General features: G+C 72.4%; 13 protein-coding genes. 10 read left to right on the forward strand and 3 right to left on the reverse strand.

The window, feature by feature from the left end:
• Positions 1–184: 184 nt before the first annotated feature.
• Together arc and dop are read left to right on the forward strand one after the other, a co-directional pair.
• Positions 185–1,951: a proteasome ATPase gene (gene arc / locus HDA32_RS10135; protein ID WP_312863120.1), complete on the forward strand. Its 1,767-nt coding sequence runs from the start codon at positions 185–187 to the stop codon at positions 1,949–1,951.
• 174 nt (positions 1,952–2,125) lie between these two features.
• Positions 2,126–3,646 (forward strand): depupylase/deamidase Dop, encoded by a 1,521-nt coding sequence (gene dop / locus HDA32_RS10140; protein WP_344731258.1) that lies wholly within the window; start codon positions 2,126–2,128, stop codon positions 3,644–3,646.
• Positions 3,647–3,697: 51 nt separating this feature from the next.
• On the opposite strand, the gene HDA32_RS10145 is transcribed toward dop, so the two are convergent.
• Together HDA32_RS10145 and HDA32_RS10150 are read right to left on the reverse strand one after the other, a co-directional pair.
• On the reverse strand, positions 3,698–5,332 hold the full coding sequence (locus tag HDA32_RS10145; RefSeq protein WP_179642950.1) for an AMP-binding protein: 1,635 nt from the start codon (positions 5,330–5,332) through the stop codon (positions 3,698–3,700).
• Positions 5,333–5,495: 163 nt separating this feature from the next.
• Positions 5,496–7,202 carry an AMP-binding protein gene (locus tag HDA32_RS10150; protein WP_376766951.1) on the reverse strand — a complete coding sequence of 569 codons (1,707 nt, stop codon included), beginning with the start codon at positions 7,200–7,202 and terminating at the stop codon, positions 5,496–5,498.
• A gap of 121 nt (positions 7,203–7,323) precedes the next feature.
• On the opposite strand from HDA32_RS10150, the gene HDA32_RS10155 reads away from it, so the two are divergent.
• Entirely contained in the window at positions 7,324–8,184 is an 861-nt protein-coding gene (locus tag HDA32_RS10155) for a helix-turn-helix transcriptional regulator (protein ID WP_179642952.1), read from the forward strand.
• 559 nt (positions 8,185–8,743) lie between these two features.
• Here HDA32_RS10155 and HDA32_RS10160 read toward each other — a convergent pair.
• The gene (locus HDA32_RS10160) at positions 8,744–9,502 is read right to left on the reverse strand and encodes a FadR/GntR family transcriptional regulator (protein WP_218882396.1); all 759 of its coding nucleotides are present in this window, start codon (positions 9,500–9,502) and stop codon (positions 8,744–8,746) included.
• Between the two features lie 206 nt (positions 9,503–9,708).
• Here HDA32_RS10160 and HDA32_RS10165 point away from each other — a divergent pair, with 206 nt between their 5' ends.
• The 7 genes from HDA32_RS10165 to HDA32_RS10195 are packed head-to-tail and all read left to right on the forward strand — an operon-like array spanning position 9,709 to position 17,240.
• A complete protein-coding gene (locus HDA32_RS10165; protein WP_312863121.1) occupies positions 9,709–11,211 on the forward strand; it encodes an ABC transporter substrate-binding protein in 1,503 nt (500 codons plus the stop codon).
• Between the two features lie 22 nt (positions 11,212–11,233).
• Positions 11,234–12,181, forward strand: coding sequence for an ABC transporter permease (locus HDA32_RS10170; RefSeq protein ID WP_179642954.1), 948 nt, complete (start codon positions 11,234–11,236; stop codon positions 12,179–12,181).
• Entirely contained in the window at positions 12,178–13,053 is an 876-nt protein-coding gene (locus tag HDA32_RS10175) for an ABC transporter permease (RefSeq protein WP_179642955.1), read from the forward strand. Before HDA32_RS10170 ends, HDA32_RS10175 begins: the two co-directional genes overlap by 4 nt.
• Positions 13,050–14,063: an ABC transporter ATP-binding protein gene (locus HDA32_RS10180; protein WP_179642956.1), complete on the forward strand. Its 1,014-nt coding sequence runs from the start codon at positions 13,050–13,052 to the stop codon at positions 14,061–14,063. The genes HDA32_RS10175 and HDA32_RS10180 overlap by 4 nt, the downstream gene beginning before the upstream one ends.
• Complete coding sequence (locus tag HDA32_RS10185; protein ID WP_179642957.1) at positions 14,060–14,962, forward strand: ATP-binding cassette domain-containing protein; 903 nt, start codon at positions 14,060–14,062, stop codon at positions 14,960–14,962. The genes HDA32_RS10180 and HDA32_RS10185 overlap by 4 nt, the downstream gene beginning before the upstream one ends.
• Positions 14,959–16,182, forward strand: a complete 1,224-nt coding sequence (locus HDA32_RS10190; protein ID WP_179642958.1) for a M20 family metallopeptidase — start codon at positions 14,959–14,961, stop codon at positions 16,180–16,182. The genes HDA32_RS10185 and HDA32_RS10190 overlap by 4 nt, the downstream gene beginning before the upstream one ends.
• Complete coding sequence (locus HDA32_RS10195) at positions 16,179–17,240, forward strand: P1 family peptidase (RefSeq protein ID WP_179642959.1); 1,062 nt, start codon at positions 16,179–16,181, stop codon at positions 17,238–17,240. The genes HDA32_RS10190 and HDA32_RS10195 overlap by 4 nt, the downstream gene beginning before the upstream one ends.
• The last annotated feature ends 3 nt before the right edge of the window (positions 17,241–17,243 follow it).

The following is a 17,243-nucleotide window of genomic DNA, read 5'->3' on the forward strand; positions in this document are numbered from 1 at the left end:
AAAAAAACGGGCACGGAGTCCGGAACCGGACGTTACTTTCTCATTACGCTGCTCCACGCTCTACCAGTCTGAGCTCGGGCTTCTCAAGATCGAAAAGTGAGTCCTTCGACACTGGACGTCGCGGGCAGGTTAGGAATAGACCATGGGTAGGTAGGGTTCCGAGTAGTCGTCCTCTTATAGGGAGGTGGCGGACGTGGCCGATCGCGACGACGAGCGTCAGGCGGAGCGCGAGCGTGTGGCAGAGCTCACCGCTCAGGTCTCCTATTTGGAAAAGGAACTCAGCGTAGTCCGGCGCAAACTCGCCGATTCCCCTCGACACGTGCGGCTGCTCGAAGATCGTCTCCGTGAGGCGCAGGCCAGCCTGGCCGCCGCCAATGGGCAGAACGAGCGGCTGGTGACGACCCTGAAGGAGGCCCGGGACCAGATCGTCGCGCTCAAGGAGGAGGTCGACCGGCTGGCGCAGCCGCCTTCGGGCTTCGGGGTCTTCCTGGAGGCGCGTGACGACGACACCGTCGAGATCTTCACCAACGGCCGCAAAATGCGGGTCAACGTCAGCCCATCGGTCGACATCGGCGAGCTCAGGCCCGGCCAGGAGGTCATGCTCAACGAGGCGTTCAACGTCGTCGAGGTGCAGTCCTTCGAGACGATCGGCGAGGTCGTCATGCTCAAGGAGCTCCTTGAGGACGGCGATCGGGCCCTGGTCATCTCCAACCACGACGAGGAGAAGATCGTCCGGCTGGCCGAGCCGCTGCGCGACGAGCCGGTGCGCCCGGGCGACTCCCTGCTGCTGGAGTCGCGCTCGGGCTACGTCTACGAGCGCATCCCCAAGTCCGAGGTCGAGGAGCTCATCCTCGAAGAGGTTCCCGACATCGCCTACACCGACATCGGCGGCCTCGGCGGGCAGATCGAGCTCATCCGCGACGCGGTCGAGCTGCCCTACCTGCACAAGGACCTCTTCTACGAGCACCAGTTGCGCCCGCCCAAGGGCGTGCTGCTCTACGGGCCGCCCGGATGCGGCAAGACGCTCATCGCCAAGGCCGTCGCCAACTCGCTGGCCAAGCAGGTCGCCGAGAAGACCGGCCGCGACGTCGGCAAGAGCTTCTTCCTCAACATCAAGGGCCCGGAGCTGCTGAACAAGTACGTCGGCGAGACCGAGCGCCACATCCGGCTGGTGTTCCAGCGGGCCAGGGAGAAGGCGGGCGAGGGCACGCCGGTCATCGTGTTCTTCGACGAGATGGACTCGATCTTCCGCACCCGCGGGTCGGGCGTGTCCAGCGACGTGGAGAACACGATCGTGCCGCAGCTGCTCAGCGAGATCGACGGCGTCGAGGGCCTCGAGAACGTCATCGTGATCGGCGCGTCCAACCGCGAGGACATGATCGACCCCGCGATCCTGCGGCCGGGCCGGCTCGACGTCAAGATCAAGATCGAGCGTCCCGACGCCGAGGCCGCGCGCGACATCTTCTCCAAGTACATCACCGACGTGCTGCCGCTGCACGCCGACGACCTGGCCGAACACGGCGACTCGGGCAAGGCGACGGTCGACGCGATGATCCAGCGGGTCGTCGAGCGCATGTACACCGAGACCGAGGAGAACCGGTTCCTGGAGGTCACCTACGCCAACGGTGACAAGGAGGTCCTGTACTTCAAGGACTTCAACTCCGGCGCCATGATCCAGAACATCGTCGACCGCGCCAAGAAGATGGCCATCAAGGACTTCATCGAGGCCGGCGCCAAGGGTCTGCGGGTCACACACCTGCTCCAGGCCTGCGTGGACGAGTTCAGCGAGAACGAGGACCTGCCCAACACCACCAACCCCGACGACTGGGCCCGCATCTCCGGCAAGAAGGGCGAGCGCATCGTCTACATCCGGACCCTGGTCTCGGGCAAGAAGGGCGCCGAGTCCGGCCGCTCCATCGACACCGTGGCCAACACCGGTCAGTACCTCTGACCGGCCGCCCACCGTCACCGCGGACGACGCGCGGCCCCGCCGACCGGCGGGGCCGCGGCCTCGTTGCACGGCCGGATCCAGCCGGATTTCCGTACAACCGGGACAAGGGGCACCATTGAGCCACAATTCGCCGCTCGACGTTCGAAACGCCGTAACGCTGGATACCCTCTTGACATGACTGTGCGGCGGATTATGGGCATCGAGACCGAGTACGGCATCTCCGTGCCCGGCAATCCCGGAGCCAATGCGATGGTGACCTCCACGCAGGTGGTCAACGCCTACCTCGCGGCCTCGGCCGCCCGGGCGCGCAAGGCCCGGTGGGACTTCGAGGAGGAGAACCCGCTGCGCGACGCGCGCGGATTCGACCTCGCCAGGGAGGTCGCCGACCCCACCCAGCTCACCGACGAGGACCTGGGCCTGGCCAACGTCATCCTCACCAACGGCGCACGGCTCTACGTCGACCACGCCCACCCCGAGTACTCCGCGCCCGAGGTCACCAACCCCATGGACGTGGTGCTGTGGGACAAGGCGGGGGAGCGGGTCATGTCCGACGCCGCCCGGCGCGCGGCCGCCATCCCCGGCATCGACCCCATCCAGCTCTACAAGAACAACACCGACAACAAGGGCGCGTCCTACGGCTGCCACGAGAACTACCTCATGCGCCGCGCGACCCCCTTCGCAGACATCGTCCGGCACCTGGTCCCGTTCTTCGTCTCCCGCCAGGTCGTCTGCGGCGCCGGCCGGGTCGGCCTCGGCGCCGACGGCCGCGAGGCCGGCTTCCAGATCAGCCAGCGCGCCGACTTCTTCGAGGTCGAGGTCGGACTGGAGACCACCCTCAAGCGGCCCATCATCAACACCCGCGACGAGCCGCACGCCGACCCCGACAAGTACCGGCGGCTGCACGTCATCATCGGCGACGCCAACATGAGCGAGATCTCGACCTACCTGAAGGTCGGCACCACCGCCATCGTGCTGGCGATGATCGAGGACGGCTTCATCAGCGTCGACCTGTCGCTGGAGACCCCGATCGCCGACCTGCGCGCGGTCTCCCACGACCCCGGCCTGACCCACGCCGTGCGGCTGCGCGACGGCCGGCGCATGACCGCCCTGCAGCTCCAGCGCGAATACCTCGACCAGGCCCGCAAGTACGTCGAGGACCGTTTCGGCGCCGACGTCGACCCCGGCACCGCCGACGTGCTCGACCGGTGGGAGTCGACGCTGGAGCGCCTGGCCGACGACCCCATGCGGCTGTCCGAGGAGCTCGACTGGGTCGCCAAGCTCAAACTCCTCGAGGGCTACCGCTCCCGTGACGGCCTCGACTGGGGCCACCACCGGCTGCAGCTCGTCGACCTGCAGTACTCCGACGTGCGCGAGGACAAGGGCCTGTACAACCGGCTCGTGGCCCGCGGCAGGATGCAGCGGCTGCTGCAGGAGTCGGAGGTCGAGCGCGCGATCACCGAGCCGCCGCACGACACCCGGGCCTACTTCCGCGGCCGCTGCCTGGCCAAGTACGCCGACTCCGTGGCCGCGGCCTCCTGGGACTCCGTCATCTTCGACCTGCCCGGCCGCGACTCCCTGCAGCGCGTGCCCACCCTGGAGCCGCTGCGCGGCACCAAGGAGCACGTGGGGGCGCTGCTGGACCGCTCGGCCACGGCCGCCGACCTGGTCGCCGTCCTGACCGGCGAGCGGCGCTAGGCGGCGCCGGGGCGCCGGAACCGGGACCGGCCCCGGCGCCCGCGGCCCGGCTCAGGTGGCCGCGGCCGCGCCGAGGTCGCGGGTGAACTCCTCGCGCATCTGCACCTTGCGGACCTTGCCGCTGACCGTCATCGGGAACGACTCCACGACCCGCACGTGCCGCGGCACCTTGAAGTGGGCCAGGCGCCCGCTGCAGAACTCGGCCACCTCCTCGGCGGTCAGCGTGTCGCCGGGGACGCGGGGAATGACGCAGGCCATGATCTCCTCGCCGTACTTGTCATCGGGCACCCCGATGACCTGAACGTCGGAGATCTTGGGGTGGGAGTACAGGAACTCCTCGATCTCGCGCGGGTAGACGTTCTCGCCACCGCGGATGATCATGTCCTTGATCCGGCCGACGATGTCGACGTAGCCGTCCCCGCGCATCACCGCCAGGTCGCCGGTGTGCATCCAGCGTCCGGCGTCGATGACCTCGGCGGTCTCCTCCGGATTGTCCCAGTACCCCAGCATGACGGAGTAGCCGCGGGTGCACAGCTCCCCGGCCTCGCCGCGCGGCATCGTGGTGCCGGCGACCGGGTCCACCACCTTGACCTCCAGGTGCGGCAGCACCCTGCCGACGCTGGAGGTGCGCCGCTCCAGGTCGTCGGCGCGCCGGGTCTGGGTGGAGACCGGGGAGGTCTCGGTCATGCCGTAGCAGATCGCGACCTCCTCCATGTGCATCTCGCCGATGACGCGGCGCATGATCTCCACCGGGCAGGGCGAGCCCGCCATGATCCCGGTGCGCAGCGAGGACAGGTCGTAGGAGGCCAGGCCGTCCAGGCCGAGCTCGGCGATGAACATCGTCGGCACCCCGTACAGCGACGTCGCGCGCTCCTGCGCCACCGCCTCCAGCGTCGCGGCCGGGTCGAAGGTCGGCGCCGGGATGATCATGCACGCGCCGTGGCTGGTGGCCGCGAGATTGCCCATGACCATGCCGAAGCAATGGTAAAACGGCACCGGCAGGCAGATCCGGTCGTGCTCGTCATAGCCCAGCAGCTCGCCGACGAAGTAGCCGTTGTTCAGGATGTTGTGGTGGGAGAGCGTGGCGCCCTTGGGGAACCCGGTGGTGCCCGAGGTGTACTGGATGTTGATCGGGTCGTCGAAGGACAGCTCCCGTTCCCGTTCGGCCAGCCGCCCGGTCGGTACGCCGGAGCCGCGTTCGACCAGCCGGTCCCAGGTGGGGTCGCCGATGTAGACGACCGTGCGCAGCGCGGGGCGGGCGGCGCGCACCCGCTCCACCATGGAGCGGTAGTCGCTGGTCTTGTACTCGGTGTAGGAGACGAGCAGGCTCACGCCGGCCTGGTCGAGCACGTACTCCAGCTCGTGCAGCCGGTAGGCCGGGTTGACGTTGACCAGGATCGCGCCGATCTTGGCGGTCGCGTACTGCACCAGCACCCACTCCGGGCAGTTGGGCGCCCAGACGCCCACCCGGTCGCCCTTGGCCACGCCCGCGGCCAGCAGTCCCAGGGCGACCTCCTCGACGGCGCGGCCGAACTCGGCGTAGGTCCAGCGCCGCCCGCTGGGCCGGTCGACGAGCGCGTCGCGGTCGGGATGCGCGGCGATCGCGCGGTCGAGGTTGGCGCCGATGGTCTCGCCGAGCAGCGGGATGTCGGAGACACCGCTGGCATAGGCCGGTGACGGGGTCATCTTGCGTCCTTTCAGGCGTGCTCTTCCGGTGGGTCCGGTGCCGTCTCGTCGAACGTTGACCGCTGTGTTCGCGGGGCGGAACCTCCATGGTTCCCGCCGTGCCGCCGGCGCTGTGCGCACTGCGGCGGCCGACCCCTGCGCGAGCGCGGTCGTCGGACACCGGTCAGGCCCGCGGGCCGGTGAGGTCCTCCTCGCGGAACTCCCCGTCGGGCAGGGCCGTGGCGGTGCTGTCGTCGCGCTGCTCGGCCTCGCGGGCGCGCAGCTCGGTGCGGCGGATCTTGCCCGAGATCGTCTTGGGCAGCTCGGTGAACTCCAGCCGCCGGATCCGCTTGTAGGGCGCCAGGGCCTCCCTGGAGTGGGCGAAGATCGCGCGCGCGGTGTCCTCGCCCGGCTCCCAGCCCGCGGCCAGGACGACGAACGCCTTGGGCACCGCCAGCCGGATCGGGTCGGGGGAGGGCACCACCGCGGCCTCGGCCACGGCCGGGTGCTCCAGCAGCGCGCTTTCCAGCTCGAAGGGGGAGATGCGGTAGTCCGAGGCCTTGAACACGTCGTCGGTGCGCCCGACGTAGGTGATGTTGCCGTCGGCGTCCCTGGAGCCGATGTCGCCGGTGTGGTAGTAGCCGTCGCGCATCGCCTCGGCGTTGCGCTCGGGGTCGCCGTGGTAGCCGACCATCAGGCCGAGCGGCCGCTGCGACAGGTCCAGGCAGATCTCGCCGGCGTCGCCGGGGGCGCCGGTGGCCGGGTCGATCAGCTCGACGGCGTAGCCGGGGCAGGGCCGCCCCATCGAGCCCGGCCGGACCGGGGAGCCGGGAGTGTTGGCGACCTGCACGGTCGTCTCGGTCTGGCCGAAGCCGTCGCGGATGGTCACCCCCCACGCCGAGCGGACGTGCTCGATCACCTCGGGGTTGAGCGGCTCGCCCGCGCCCACGACCTTGGCCGGAGGGGTGCGCAGCCGGGAGATGTCGGCCTGGATGAGCATCCGCCACACGGTGGGCGGCGCGCAGAAGGAGGTCACCCCGCAGCGCTGCATCTGGTCGAGCAGGGCGCCGGCGTCGAAGCGCGTGTAGTTGTGGATGAACACGCACGCCTCGGCGTTCCACGGCGCGAAGACGTTGCTCCAGGCGTGCTTGGCCCAGCCGGGCGAGGAGATGTTGAGGTGCACGTCGCCCGGCTCCAGGCCGATCCAGTACATCGTGGACAGGTGCCCGGCGGGGTAGGAGACGTGGGTGTGCTCGACCAGCTTGGGCCGGGCGGTGGTGCCCGAGGTGAAGTACAGCAGCAGGGTGTCCTCGGCGCGGGTCGCGCCGTCGGGCTCGAACGCGTCGGGGGCCGCGGCGGAGTCGGCGTGGTCGAGCCAGCCCGGGACCGGCGCGCCGACGCTGATGCGGGTGTAGTCGCCGGGCAGGGCGTCGAACTTCGCGGTGTGGTCGGAGCCGACCACCACGTGCCCGGCCCGGCCGCGTTCCAGGCGGTCGCGCAGCTCGGCCGGGCCCAGCAGCGTCGTGGCGGGGATGACCACCGCCCCGAGCTTGGCCGCTGCCAGCAGCGTCTCCCACAGCTCGACCTGGTTGCCCAGCATCAGGATCAGCCGGTCGCCGCGCCGCACGCCGTGGCCGCGCAGCCAGTTGGCGACCTGGCCGGAGCGCCGCGACATCTCGGCGAAGGACCAGCGCCGCTCCGAGCCGTCCTCCTCCACGATCCACAGTGCGGGCCGGTCGTTGCCGCGCGCGATCACGTCGAACCAGTCCAGCGCCCAGTTGAACTCGGTCAGCTCCGGCCAGCGGAACCCCGCGCGGGCGCTCTCGTAGTCCTCCCTGTGGCGCAGCAGGAAATCCCTGGCCTGGCGAAAGACCTCCGTGGCACCGCTCACCGACACGTCTCCTCCTTCTGGCGGCCCGATTCGATGGGTCCTACTATCGTGAGCGGAGTGAGCCAGGTCTCACCACCCCCGAACGGGGGGAAGCGCAGGCCGCGTGGAATGTGGGAAGTGCATGGCAGTCGCGACGACGTACGGTGGTGAGGCCGGGGCGATCCGCACGGCGGTGCTGGCGCTGCGGCGCGAGACGCACCTGCCGGTCGCCTTCGGCGGCGCGATGGGCACCGGGCGGCGGCTGCGCCTGACCGAGCTGAACGGGGCGGCCACCGACTCGCTGCGCGGCCTGGTCGTCACGCCGGGATCGGGGCTGGGCGGCAAGACCATCGCGCTGGCCCGTCCGCTCGCCGTGGCCGACTACGAGAGTGCGCGCTCGATCAGCCACGAGTACGACGGGCCGGTCGGCGCCGAGGGGCTGCGTTCGATCGTCGCCGTGCCGGTCGTGGGCCGGCGCGGCGTGCGCGCGGTGCTCTACGGCGCGCTGCGCTGCGCCCGGCCGCTGGGCGACCGGGTCGTCTCCGCCGCCGTGGGCGCCGCGCGCGGGCTGGAGCGCGACCTCGCGGCGCACGACGAGGTTCAGCGCAGGCTCGGCACCCTCGACCTGGCTGCGGCGCACCTGCCCGAACGAGGGGCCGGCGGGCGCGAGTGGGAGGAGGTCCGCCGGGCCCACGCCGAACTGCGCACCCTGGCCCAGCGCAGCGGCGACCCCGAGCTGCGGACCCGGCTGCACCGGATCTGCGCCCGGCTGGCCGGCGCCGGAGGCCCGCCCGGCCCGGCGCCCGCGCCCCGGCTGTCGCCGCGCGAACTCGACGTTCTGGCCTGCGTGGCCCTGGGCGGCACCAACGCCGAGGCCGCCGAACGGCTGGGCCTGCGCCCCGAGACCGTCAAGAGCTACCTGCGCACCGCCATGCGCAAGCTCGACAGCCACACCCGCATGGAGGCCGTCGTCGCCGCCCGCAGGGCGGGCCTGCTGCCCTGACCGGAGACGAAGCCGCCCGAGGGGGTGAGGAGGCCTTGGCCGCCGGGGGGCTGTAGGGCCCGCCGCAGGAGAGGTGGAAGAGGCCTTGACTTCAGGGGGTGTGAAGGCCTGCCGCAGGAGGGAGGGCGTGCGGGTGGGCGATTCTCTCGCGTGGCCGAAGGCCCGTGGACGCAAAATCGCCCAGTCACCGCGGATCCCACCTGCGGCTGAGGTCAAAGGCCCCTGAGGCTGAGGACGGCTGCGCGGTCGTCCTGGTCACCGCGGGGCTCCAGCGCCTACCGAGGTTTGCAGAAGTTGTGCGGGGTGGGATGGCGGGGAGGCTGCGGCGGGAGCGCGGCCCCTTTCCTCGGGCGGGATGCTTTATCGCCGCCGGTGGGCCGCGCCCCGCCGCCGAAGCAGGCGGCAAAGGTGTGCGCGAACCCGCGCCACCGCTTCGGCCGGGAGGCGCGGCCCCACGCCGGGCTCACCGGTGAAGGACGCGCCAAGAGGGCCGCACTCTCCCGGCGACCTCCCGCAGAACCGTCCCTGCACCTAAAGGCCCACTCGACTTCTGCAAGCCTCAATAATGCGCCTCCTCCCCGTCCAGCAGGGCGGCGGCGCGGGTGCGTTCGGGCGGGGTGAGGTAGTCGGCGTAGTACTCGAAGAGATGTCGGCGGGCCAGTGCGGCGGCGCCGGCGGAGTCGCCGGCGGCCACGGCGTCCAGTACCAGTCGGTGCCGGCGGACGCTGTCGCGCATCTGGGCCTCGCTGTTGGGGGCCTGCTCGATCTTGGTGGCCATGAGCCGCAGCACCACCGAGCGCACCACCTCGTCGGAGATGCGCAGCAGCCGGTTGCCGGCGATCTCGGCGACCAGGTCGTGGAAGGCCATGTCGGCCGCGCTGAACGCGGCGTGGCCGCGGGCCAGGGCCGCCTCCATGGCCGAGATCGACTCCTCCAGGCGGGCCAGTTCGGCCTCGGTGCGCAGCACGGCGGCGAGCTGGTTGGCGCACCCCTCGGTCAGCATGCGGAACTGCAGCAGCTCGCCCAGTGACAGACCCTCCACCAGAGCCAGGGAGGACAGCGCGTCCTTCAGCGCGTCGGTGGTGAAGGGCAGCACGACCGGACCGCCCCGGTCGCCGTGCCGGGAGTCGACCAGGCCCCGGCTGCGCAGCACGCGCAGCGCCTCGCGGACGGTGCCCCTGCTGACGCCGAACTGCTCGCTGAGCATCCGCTCCGATGGCAGCCGGTCGCCCGGTGCGAGCCGCCCTTCGAAGACGGCCGACTCGATCTGCTCCACGATCCGCTCATAGGCCCGGACCGGATGCACCCGCTCGAACAACACGGCCTCCGTTCGATTGCCGGACCGGCCGGGGCCGACGGCGGTCCCTGACCCTTCCCGACCGCTACTGTAGTCCACTGGTCGGACCAGTGAGCGTGAACTCTTGACCGTCTACCTGCGGCGTGCCAATGTTGTCGGTCAACGGCCGACTGGTTCGACCAGTGGCCAGGCGGTAAGGACGCTGCCGAGGACCGAGGAGGACCAGCGTGCCCGCAAGCATCCTCCGGCGCGCAGGCGCCCTGCTCGCGGTCCTCGCGCTGCTGCCCGCTGCGGCCTGCGCGGCCGGCTCCTATGAGGCCGGGCCGCGCAACACGCTCAGCATCGGGTTCACCGCCGAGCCGGCCAACCTCGACTTCACCACCACCGAGGGCGTGGCGATCCCCGAGGTGATGCTGACCAACGTCTACGAGGGCCTGGTCGAGCTGGGCGCCTCCGGCGAGATCGAGCCGCTGCTCGCGAAGTCCTGGACGGTCAGCGAGGACCGCACGGTCTACGACTTCACCCTGCACGACGACGTCGTCTTCTCCAACGGCGAGCCCTTCACCGCCGAGGACGTCGAGTTCAGCATCGAGCGCGTGCCCACCGAATGGACGCTGGCGCTGAAGTCGAGCATGGACGTCGTGGACGACGTCGAGGTGCTCTCGCCCACCGAGGTCAGGGTGCGGCTGAAGCGGCCCAGCAACAAGTGGCTGTTCGACATGACCACCCGCGTGGGCGCCGTGTTCTCCCGCGAGGGCGTGGCCGACCTCGCCAACGACCCCGTGGGCACCGGCCCCTTCGAGCTGGCCGAATGGGTGCGCGGCGAATCGATCACGCTGCGCGCACGCGACGACTACTGGGGCGAGGCCCCGCCCCTGGACGGAGTCGTCTTCCGCTACTTCAACGACGCGCTGGCGCTGAACAACGCACTGCTCACCGAGCAGATCGACGTCATCAGCTCGGTGCAGGCGCCCGAGACGATCGAGCAGTTCACCAGCGAGGAGCGCTTCCGGCTCATCGAGGGCACCACCAACGGCGAGGTCGTGCTCGCGCTGAACAACTCCCGCGCCCCGCTGGACGACGTCCGGGTGCGCCGCGCCGTCAACCACGCCGTCGACCGCGAGGCGCTGCTGGACACGGTCTGGGCCGGCCACGGCACGCTGATCGGCAGCATGGTGCCGCCCACCGACCCCTGGTACCAGGGCCTGTCCGGCTACGAGCACGACCCGCAGCGGGCTCGCGAGCTGCTGGCCGAGGCCGGGCAGGAGGACCTCGCGCTGGAGTTCCGCGTCCCCAACCTGCCCTACGCCGTCGCCTCGGCCCAGGTGATCCAGTCGCAGCTCAGGCAGGTCGGGATCACCGCGGAGATCGACGTGCTGGAGTTCCCCGCGCGCTGGCTGGAGGAGGTCTTCACCGGCCAGGACTACGACATGTCGGTCATCCAGCACACCGAGCCGCGCGACATCGTCACCTTCGGCGACCCCGACTACTACTGGCGCTACGACAGTCCCGAGCTGCGCGACCTGCTCGCCGAGGCCGACCGGGGCAGCGAGGAGCAGCAGGTGGCGGCCATGCGCGAGGCCGCGCGACTGCTGCACGACGACGCCGCGGCGGTCTTTCTGTACCTGCAGCCCAACCTGATCCTGGCCCACGAGGACGTCCTCGGGCTCCCGGAGAACAGGATCACCGAGTCCTTCGACGTGACGGAGCTGTCATGGGCCCGATCCTGACGTGCGGGGAGGTGGCGGCGCCGTGCTCGCACAACTGATCCGCAAGGCGCTGGTCCTGGCCGCGGGCCTGCTGGTGGCCTCGGTCGTGGTGTTCACGTTCATGGCCGTGCTGCCCGGCGACCCCGCCCAGGTGGCCCTCGGCGTCAACGCCACCCCTGAGGCGGTGCGCGAGATGCACGAGCGCTTCGGCACCGACCGTCCGCTCGTGGTGCAGTACCTCGACTGGGCCGGCGGCCTGCTCACCGGCGACTTCGGGCGCTCCTACGTCACCCAGGAGCTCATCGCGCCCTACATCGCCGACCGGTTCCAGGTCACCCTGTGGCTGGTGCTCACGGCGATCGCCGTCGCACTGGTGATCGCGCTGCCGCTGGGCGTGGTCTCGGCGGTGCGCCACCGCGGGATCGGCGGCATGGCGCTGTCGGGCCTGAGCCAGGTCGGCGTGGCCGTGCCCAACTTCCTGGCCGGGCTGCTGCTCATCGCGCTCTTCGCCGTGCAGTTGCGGCTGCTGCCCTCCGGCGGCTGGACGCCGCCCATCGAGGATCCGGTGGCCTTCGTCCGCCAGCTCATCCTGCCCGCGGTGTCGCTGGGGCTGGTGCAGGCCGCGATCCTGACCCGGTACGTGCGCTCGGCTGTGCTGGACGTGCTGCGCGAGGACCACCTGCGCACCGCGCGGGCCAAGGGGCTGACCCCCTACCGCGCGCTGGTGCGCCACGGCCTGCGCAACGCCGCCATCCCGGTGGTCACGGTCCTGGCGCTGCAACTGGCCACCCTGCTGGTGGGCGCCGTGGTGATCGAGCGCGTCTTCGTGATCCCGGGCCTGGGCAGCCTGCTCTTGGACGGCGTGGCAAACCGCGACCTGCTGCTGGTGCAGGGTGTGGTGATGGTGCTGGTCGCCGCGGTGCTGCTGATCAACTTCGCTGTTGACGTCCTGTACACGGTGCTGGACCCGAGGATGCGGAGGGCGCATTGAGCGACGCGACCGATCCCGCGGCGCCGGTCCCGGAGGCGCCGCCGGCGCGCCGCCGCGCCCGGCGCTCCCCGGCCCTGCTCCTTGGCGGCGTCCTCGTCGCCGCCGTCGTCGTGGCGGCGGCGCTCTCCTTCGCCTGGACGCCGCACGACCCCGTCCTGGTCGACGCCTCGGCCCGGCTTCTCGGCCCCGGGGCCGACCACTGGCTGGGCACCGACAAGTACGGCCGCGACGTCTTCAGTCGGCTCATGGTCGGCGCGCGCACCACCCTGTTCGTCGGCGTGGTCGCGGTGGGCGTCGCCGCGCTGGCGGGCACGCCGCTGGGGATCCTGGCCGGGATGGCCGGGCGCGGCACGGGCGAGTTCGTGATGCGCGTCAACGACCTCGTGCTGGCCTTCCCCGCGCTGCTGCTGGCGATCATGTTCGGCGCGGTGTTCGGGGCGAGCACCCTGACCGCGATGGTCGCCATCGGCATCGCGACGATCCCCTCCTTCGCCCGCATCGCGCGCGGGGCCACGCTGCAGGTGATGGGCACCGACTACGTCCTCGCCGCCCGCGCGGCCGGGCGCCGGCCCGTCGCCATAGCGGTGCGGCACGTGCTGCCCAACATCTCCAGCCTGCTGATCGTGCAGTCCTCGGTGTCGTTCGCGATCGCCGTGCTCGCCGAGGCCGCGCTGTCCTTCCTGGGCTTCGGCACCCGCCCGCCCACGCCGTCGTGGGGCCGGATGCTGCAGGAGTCGCAGGAGCTGCTCTACGTCATGCCCTCGCTCGCGCTGTGGCCCGGCCTGGCGATCGCGCTCGCCGTGCTCGGGTTCAACCTGCTCGGCGACGGGCTGCGGGACCGACTCGACCCGAGACTGGAGGGCCGGCGATGACCACCGTTGACGAGACCGCCCCGGCGCCGCCCGACGGGCGCGGCGGCCCGGCGCTGGCCGTCGAGGGGCTGCGGGTGGGCACCGCGGAGACCGAGCTGGTGCACGACGTCTCCTTCACGCTGGACCCGGGCGACCGGGTCGGCCTGATCGGGGAGTCGGGCTCGGGCAAGTCGCTGACCGCGCTGGCGGTGATGGGGCTGCTCGACGAGGACGTGCGCGCGCACGGGTCGGTGCGGCTGACCGGCGCGGACTTCGACCTCGTCGGCGCGCCGGAGCGGCGGATGTCGCGGCTGCGCGGCGCCGAGATGTCCATGGTCTTCCAGGAGCCCATGACCGCGCTCAACCCGGTCATGCGCGTGGGCGAGCAGGTCGCCGAGGTCATGTGGCTGCACCGCACCCGGCCCGACCGCCGCTCGGCCCGCGAGGCCGCGGTGGAGCTGCTGGAGCGGGTGCGGCTGCCCGACCCGCAGCGGACCGCGCGCGCCTACCCGCACCAGCTCTCCGGCGGGCAGCGCCAGCGCGTCATGCTGGCCATGGCGCTGGCCAACGACCCGGCGGTGCTGCTGTGCGACGAGCCCACCACGGCCCTGGACGTGACCGTGCAGGCCCAGGTGCTGCGGCTCATCGAGGAGGGGGTGGCCCGGCGCGGCACCGCGCTGCTGTTCATCACCCACGACCTCGCGGTGGTCGCCACCGTGTGCGAGCGCGTGCTGGTCATGTACGGCGGCCGGATCGTGGAGGCCGGACCGGTCTCCGAGGTCTTCACCCGCCCCCGCCACCCCTATACCCGGGGCCTGCTCGACGCCTCCGACCTGGAGTCCACCGACGAACGGGGCCGGCTGCGCACCATCGCCGGCTCCGTGCCCGACGCCGGCCGCCTCCCCGGCGGCTGCGTGTTCCGCGACCGCTGCCCGCGCGCGACCGCCGAGTGCGCGGCGGCCCCGCCGCCGTGGTCGGGCGCGCCCGCGGCCGGCCACGCCTGCCTGCACCCCGTGGGAGACCCGACGTGAACCCTCAGTCCGCGGCCCATGAGGCGGCACCCGCCGCACCCGCCGAGGCGGCCCCGCCGCTGCTGCGCGTGCGGGACCTGCACCGCGACTACCGGCGCCCGCGCACCTCGCTGCTGCGCCCGGCCCCGCGGGTGCACGCCCTGCGCGGGGTGTCCTTCGACGTCGCCGCGGGCCGGCGGTTCGGGATCGTGGGCGAGTCGGGGTCGGGCAAGTCCACGCTGGCGCGGCTGCTGTGCGCGCTGGACCGGCCCACCTCGGGCACGGTCGAGTTCGAGGGCCGCCCCGTCACCGGACGGCCGGAGCGCCACCTGGGCTTCCTGCGCGAGCGGATGCAGATCGTGTTCCAGGACCCGATGGGCTCGCTGGACCCGCGGATGCGGGTGCGCGACATCATCGCCGAACCCCTGGTGGCCCGGCGCCACACCGACCCGGGTGCGCGGGTGCGCGAGCTGCTCGCCGACGTCGGCCTGCCGCCCGACAGCGCCGCCCGCTTCCCGCACCAGTTCTCCGGCGGGCAGCGCCAGCGCATCTCCATCGCGCGCGCCCTGGCCACCCGGCCCTCGGTCCTGGTCGCCGACGAGCCGGTCAGCGCGCTCGACGTCTCGGTGCGCGCCCAGATCCTCAACCTGCTCGCCGACCTCGTCGAAGACTACGAACTCACCCTGGTGTTCATCTCCCACGACCTCTCCGTGGTCCGGCACGTCTGCGACACCACCGCCGTGATGCACCAGGGGCGCGTCGTCGAACTCGGCCCCACCGATCGGGTCCACGACGCGCCCGAGCACCCCTACACCCGCAGCCTCGTCGCCGCCGTGCCGACGCTGCGCCGGGCCCTGGCCGGGGCCACGGCCGCCGACCTGGCCGGTGAGCCGGCCACCACCGACAAGGAGGTCCGATGACCACCGCGCCGTCCCGACCGTCGCGCCGGTTCCCGATCGACGCCGAGGGCGTCGTGGAGTTCACCCGGCGGCTGGTCCGCGTCCGCAGCGTGCACGACCCCGAGCGGGGGACGGCCGAGGCGGAGGCCGCCGCGCTGGTCGAGGCCAAGATGCGCGAGTTCGGCTGGGAGCCGGTCGTCACCGAGGTCGCCCCCGGCCGGCCCAACGTGGTGGCGGTCGTGGAGGGCGGCGGCGGGCCGGGCCCGACCCTGGCCTTCGAGGGCCACACCGACGTCGTCACCGAAGGCGGGTCCGCCGAGTGGAGCGTGGACCCCTTCGGCGGCGAGATCCGCGACGGCCGCCTCTACGGCCGGGGGGCCGCCGACATGAAGTCCGGCGTCGCAGCGATGCTCTACGCCGTGCACGCCCTCCACCGGGCCGGGCCGTTCCCCGGCCGCGTCGCGGTCTGCGCCCTCGTCGACGAGGAGGGCATGATGATCGGCGCCAAGCACTTCGCGGCCTCGCGGCAGGCCTCCGGCATCGACGGCGCGGTCATCTGCGAGCCGGAAGAGGGCGAGATCTGCGTCGTGGCCAAGGGCGCGATCCGGATCCGGACGGACTTCACCGGCACGATGGCGCACGGCGCGATGCCCCAGCACGGCCGCAACCCGCTGGCCGCGGTCGGCCGGCTGCTCGTCGCGCTGGAGCGCTACCAGCAGGAGCTGTGGGCCGAGCACGGCGCGCACGAGCACCTGGGCCGCGTCTACCTCACGCCCACCGTCGCCGACGCCGGGTCGGCGCAGCAGATCAACGTGATTCCGGCGTCGGCCACGGTCTGCGTCGACGTGCGCACGGTCCCCGGCGTCGACCACCAGGCCCTCGTCGAGCGCGTCGCCCGGCTGGCGCGCGAGGCGGCCGAACCGGAGTCGGTGACCGCGCGCACCGGCGTCGTCGACGACCGGCCCGCCGTCGCGGTGGACCCGGACTCCCCGCTGGTCACCGCGCTGGCCGCGGCGCACGAGGCGGTCACCGGCGAGGCCGCGCGCTACGGCGGCGTGCCCGGCGCGACCGACGGCACCATCCTGACCCGCGACGCCGGCATCCCGACCGTCGTCTACGGCCCCGGCGGCAAGTGGATCGCCCACCAGGCCGACGAGTTCGTCGAGGTCGACGACATCGTGCGCTGCGCGCACGTCTACGCCGAGGCCGCCGAGCGCTTCCTCACCGGGGGCGCCCGATGAGCGCGCTGCCCTCGGGCCACGTGCCCGTGCCCGGACCGACCAACGACCTCACCGACGTCACCGGAGTGCGGGTCGGCCACCGCACCGCGGTCGGCGCGGGCCGGCTGACCGGGACCACCGTGGTGCTGGCCCCGCCCGGCGGGGCCGTCGGCGGGGTCGACGTGCGCGGCGGCGGCCCCGGCACCCGCGAGACCGACCTGCTGGACCCCCGCAACGCGGTCGAACGCGTCAACGCGGTGCTGCTGGGCGGCGGCAGCGCGTTCGGTCTCGCCGCCGCCGACGGGGTGATGGAGCGACTGCTGGCGGCCGGAGAGGGCGTGCGGGTCGGCCCCGGCGACGCGGTCATCGTGCCGATCGTGCCCGGCGCGGTCGTGTTCGACCTGGGGCGGGGCGGCGACCCCCGGGCCAGGCCCACCGCCGACTTCGGCTCGGCGGCCTACGACGACGCCGGGACCGGGCCCGTGCGGCAGGGCTGCGTGGGGGCCGGGACCGGGGCGCTGGTCGGCCGGATCAAGGGCGCGGTCGGCTCGGCCAGCGCGGTCCTCGCCGACGGCGGCACGGTCGCGGCCCTGGCCGTGGTCAACGCGGCCGGCTCCGCGTTCGACCCCGACACCGGGGAGCTCTACGCCGCCCGGTTCGCGCTGCCCGGCGAGTTCCCCGGCCTGGGTCGGCCCGACCCCGCCGAGGCCGCCGCGTTCGCCGCCCGCCCGGCCGGCCCCGAGACCACCCTGCACACCACGATCGGCGTGGTGGCCACCGACGCGGCGCTGACCAAGGCCCAGTGCGCCAAGGCCGCCGGGATCGCCCACGACGGCCTGGCCCGCGCGGTCCGCCCCGTGCACACCATGCTCGACGGCGACACCGTCTTCACCCTGGCCACCGGGCGGCGCCCGGCACCGGACCAGCAGGGCTTCCACGACCTGCTGGCCGCGGCGGGGGACTGCTTCACCCGCGCCGTCGCCCACGCCGTGCTCGCCGCGACCTCGGTGCGCACCCCCGCGGGCGCGTGGCCGGGCTACCGCGACGCCTTCCCATCGGCGTTCACGTCCGAAAGGTGACCG

Source organism: Spinactinospora alkalitolerans (assembly GCF_013408795.1).
Taxonomy (GTDB): domain Bacteria; phylum Actinomycetota; class Actinomycetes; order Streptosporangiales; family Streptosporangiaceae; genus Spinactinospora; species Spinactinospora alkalitolerans.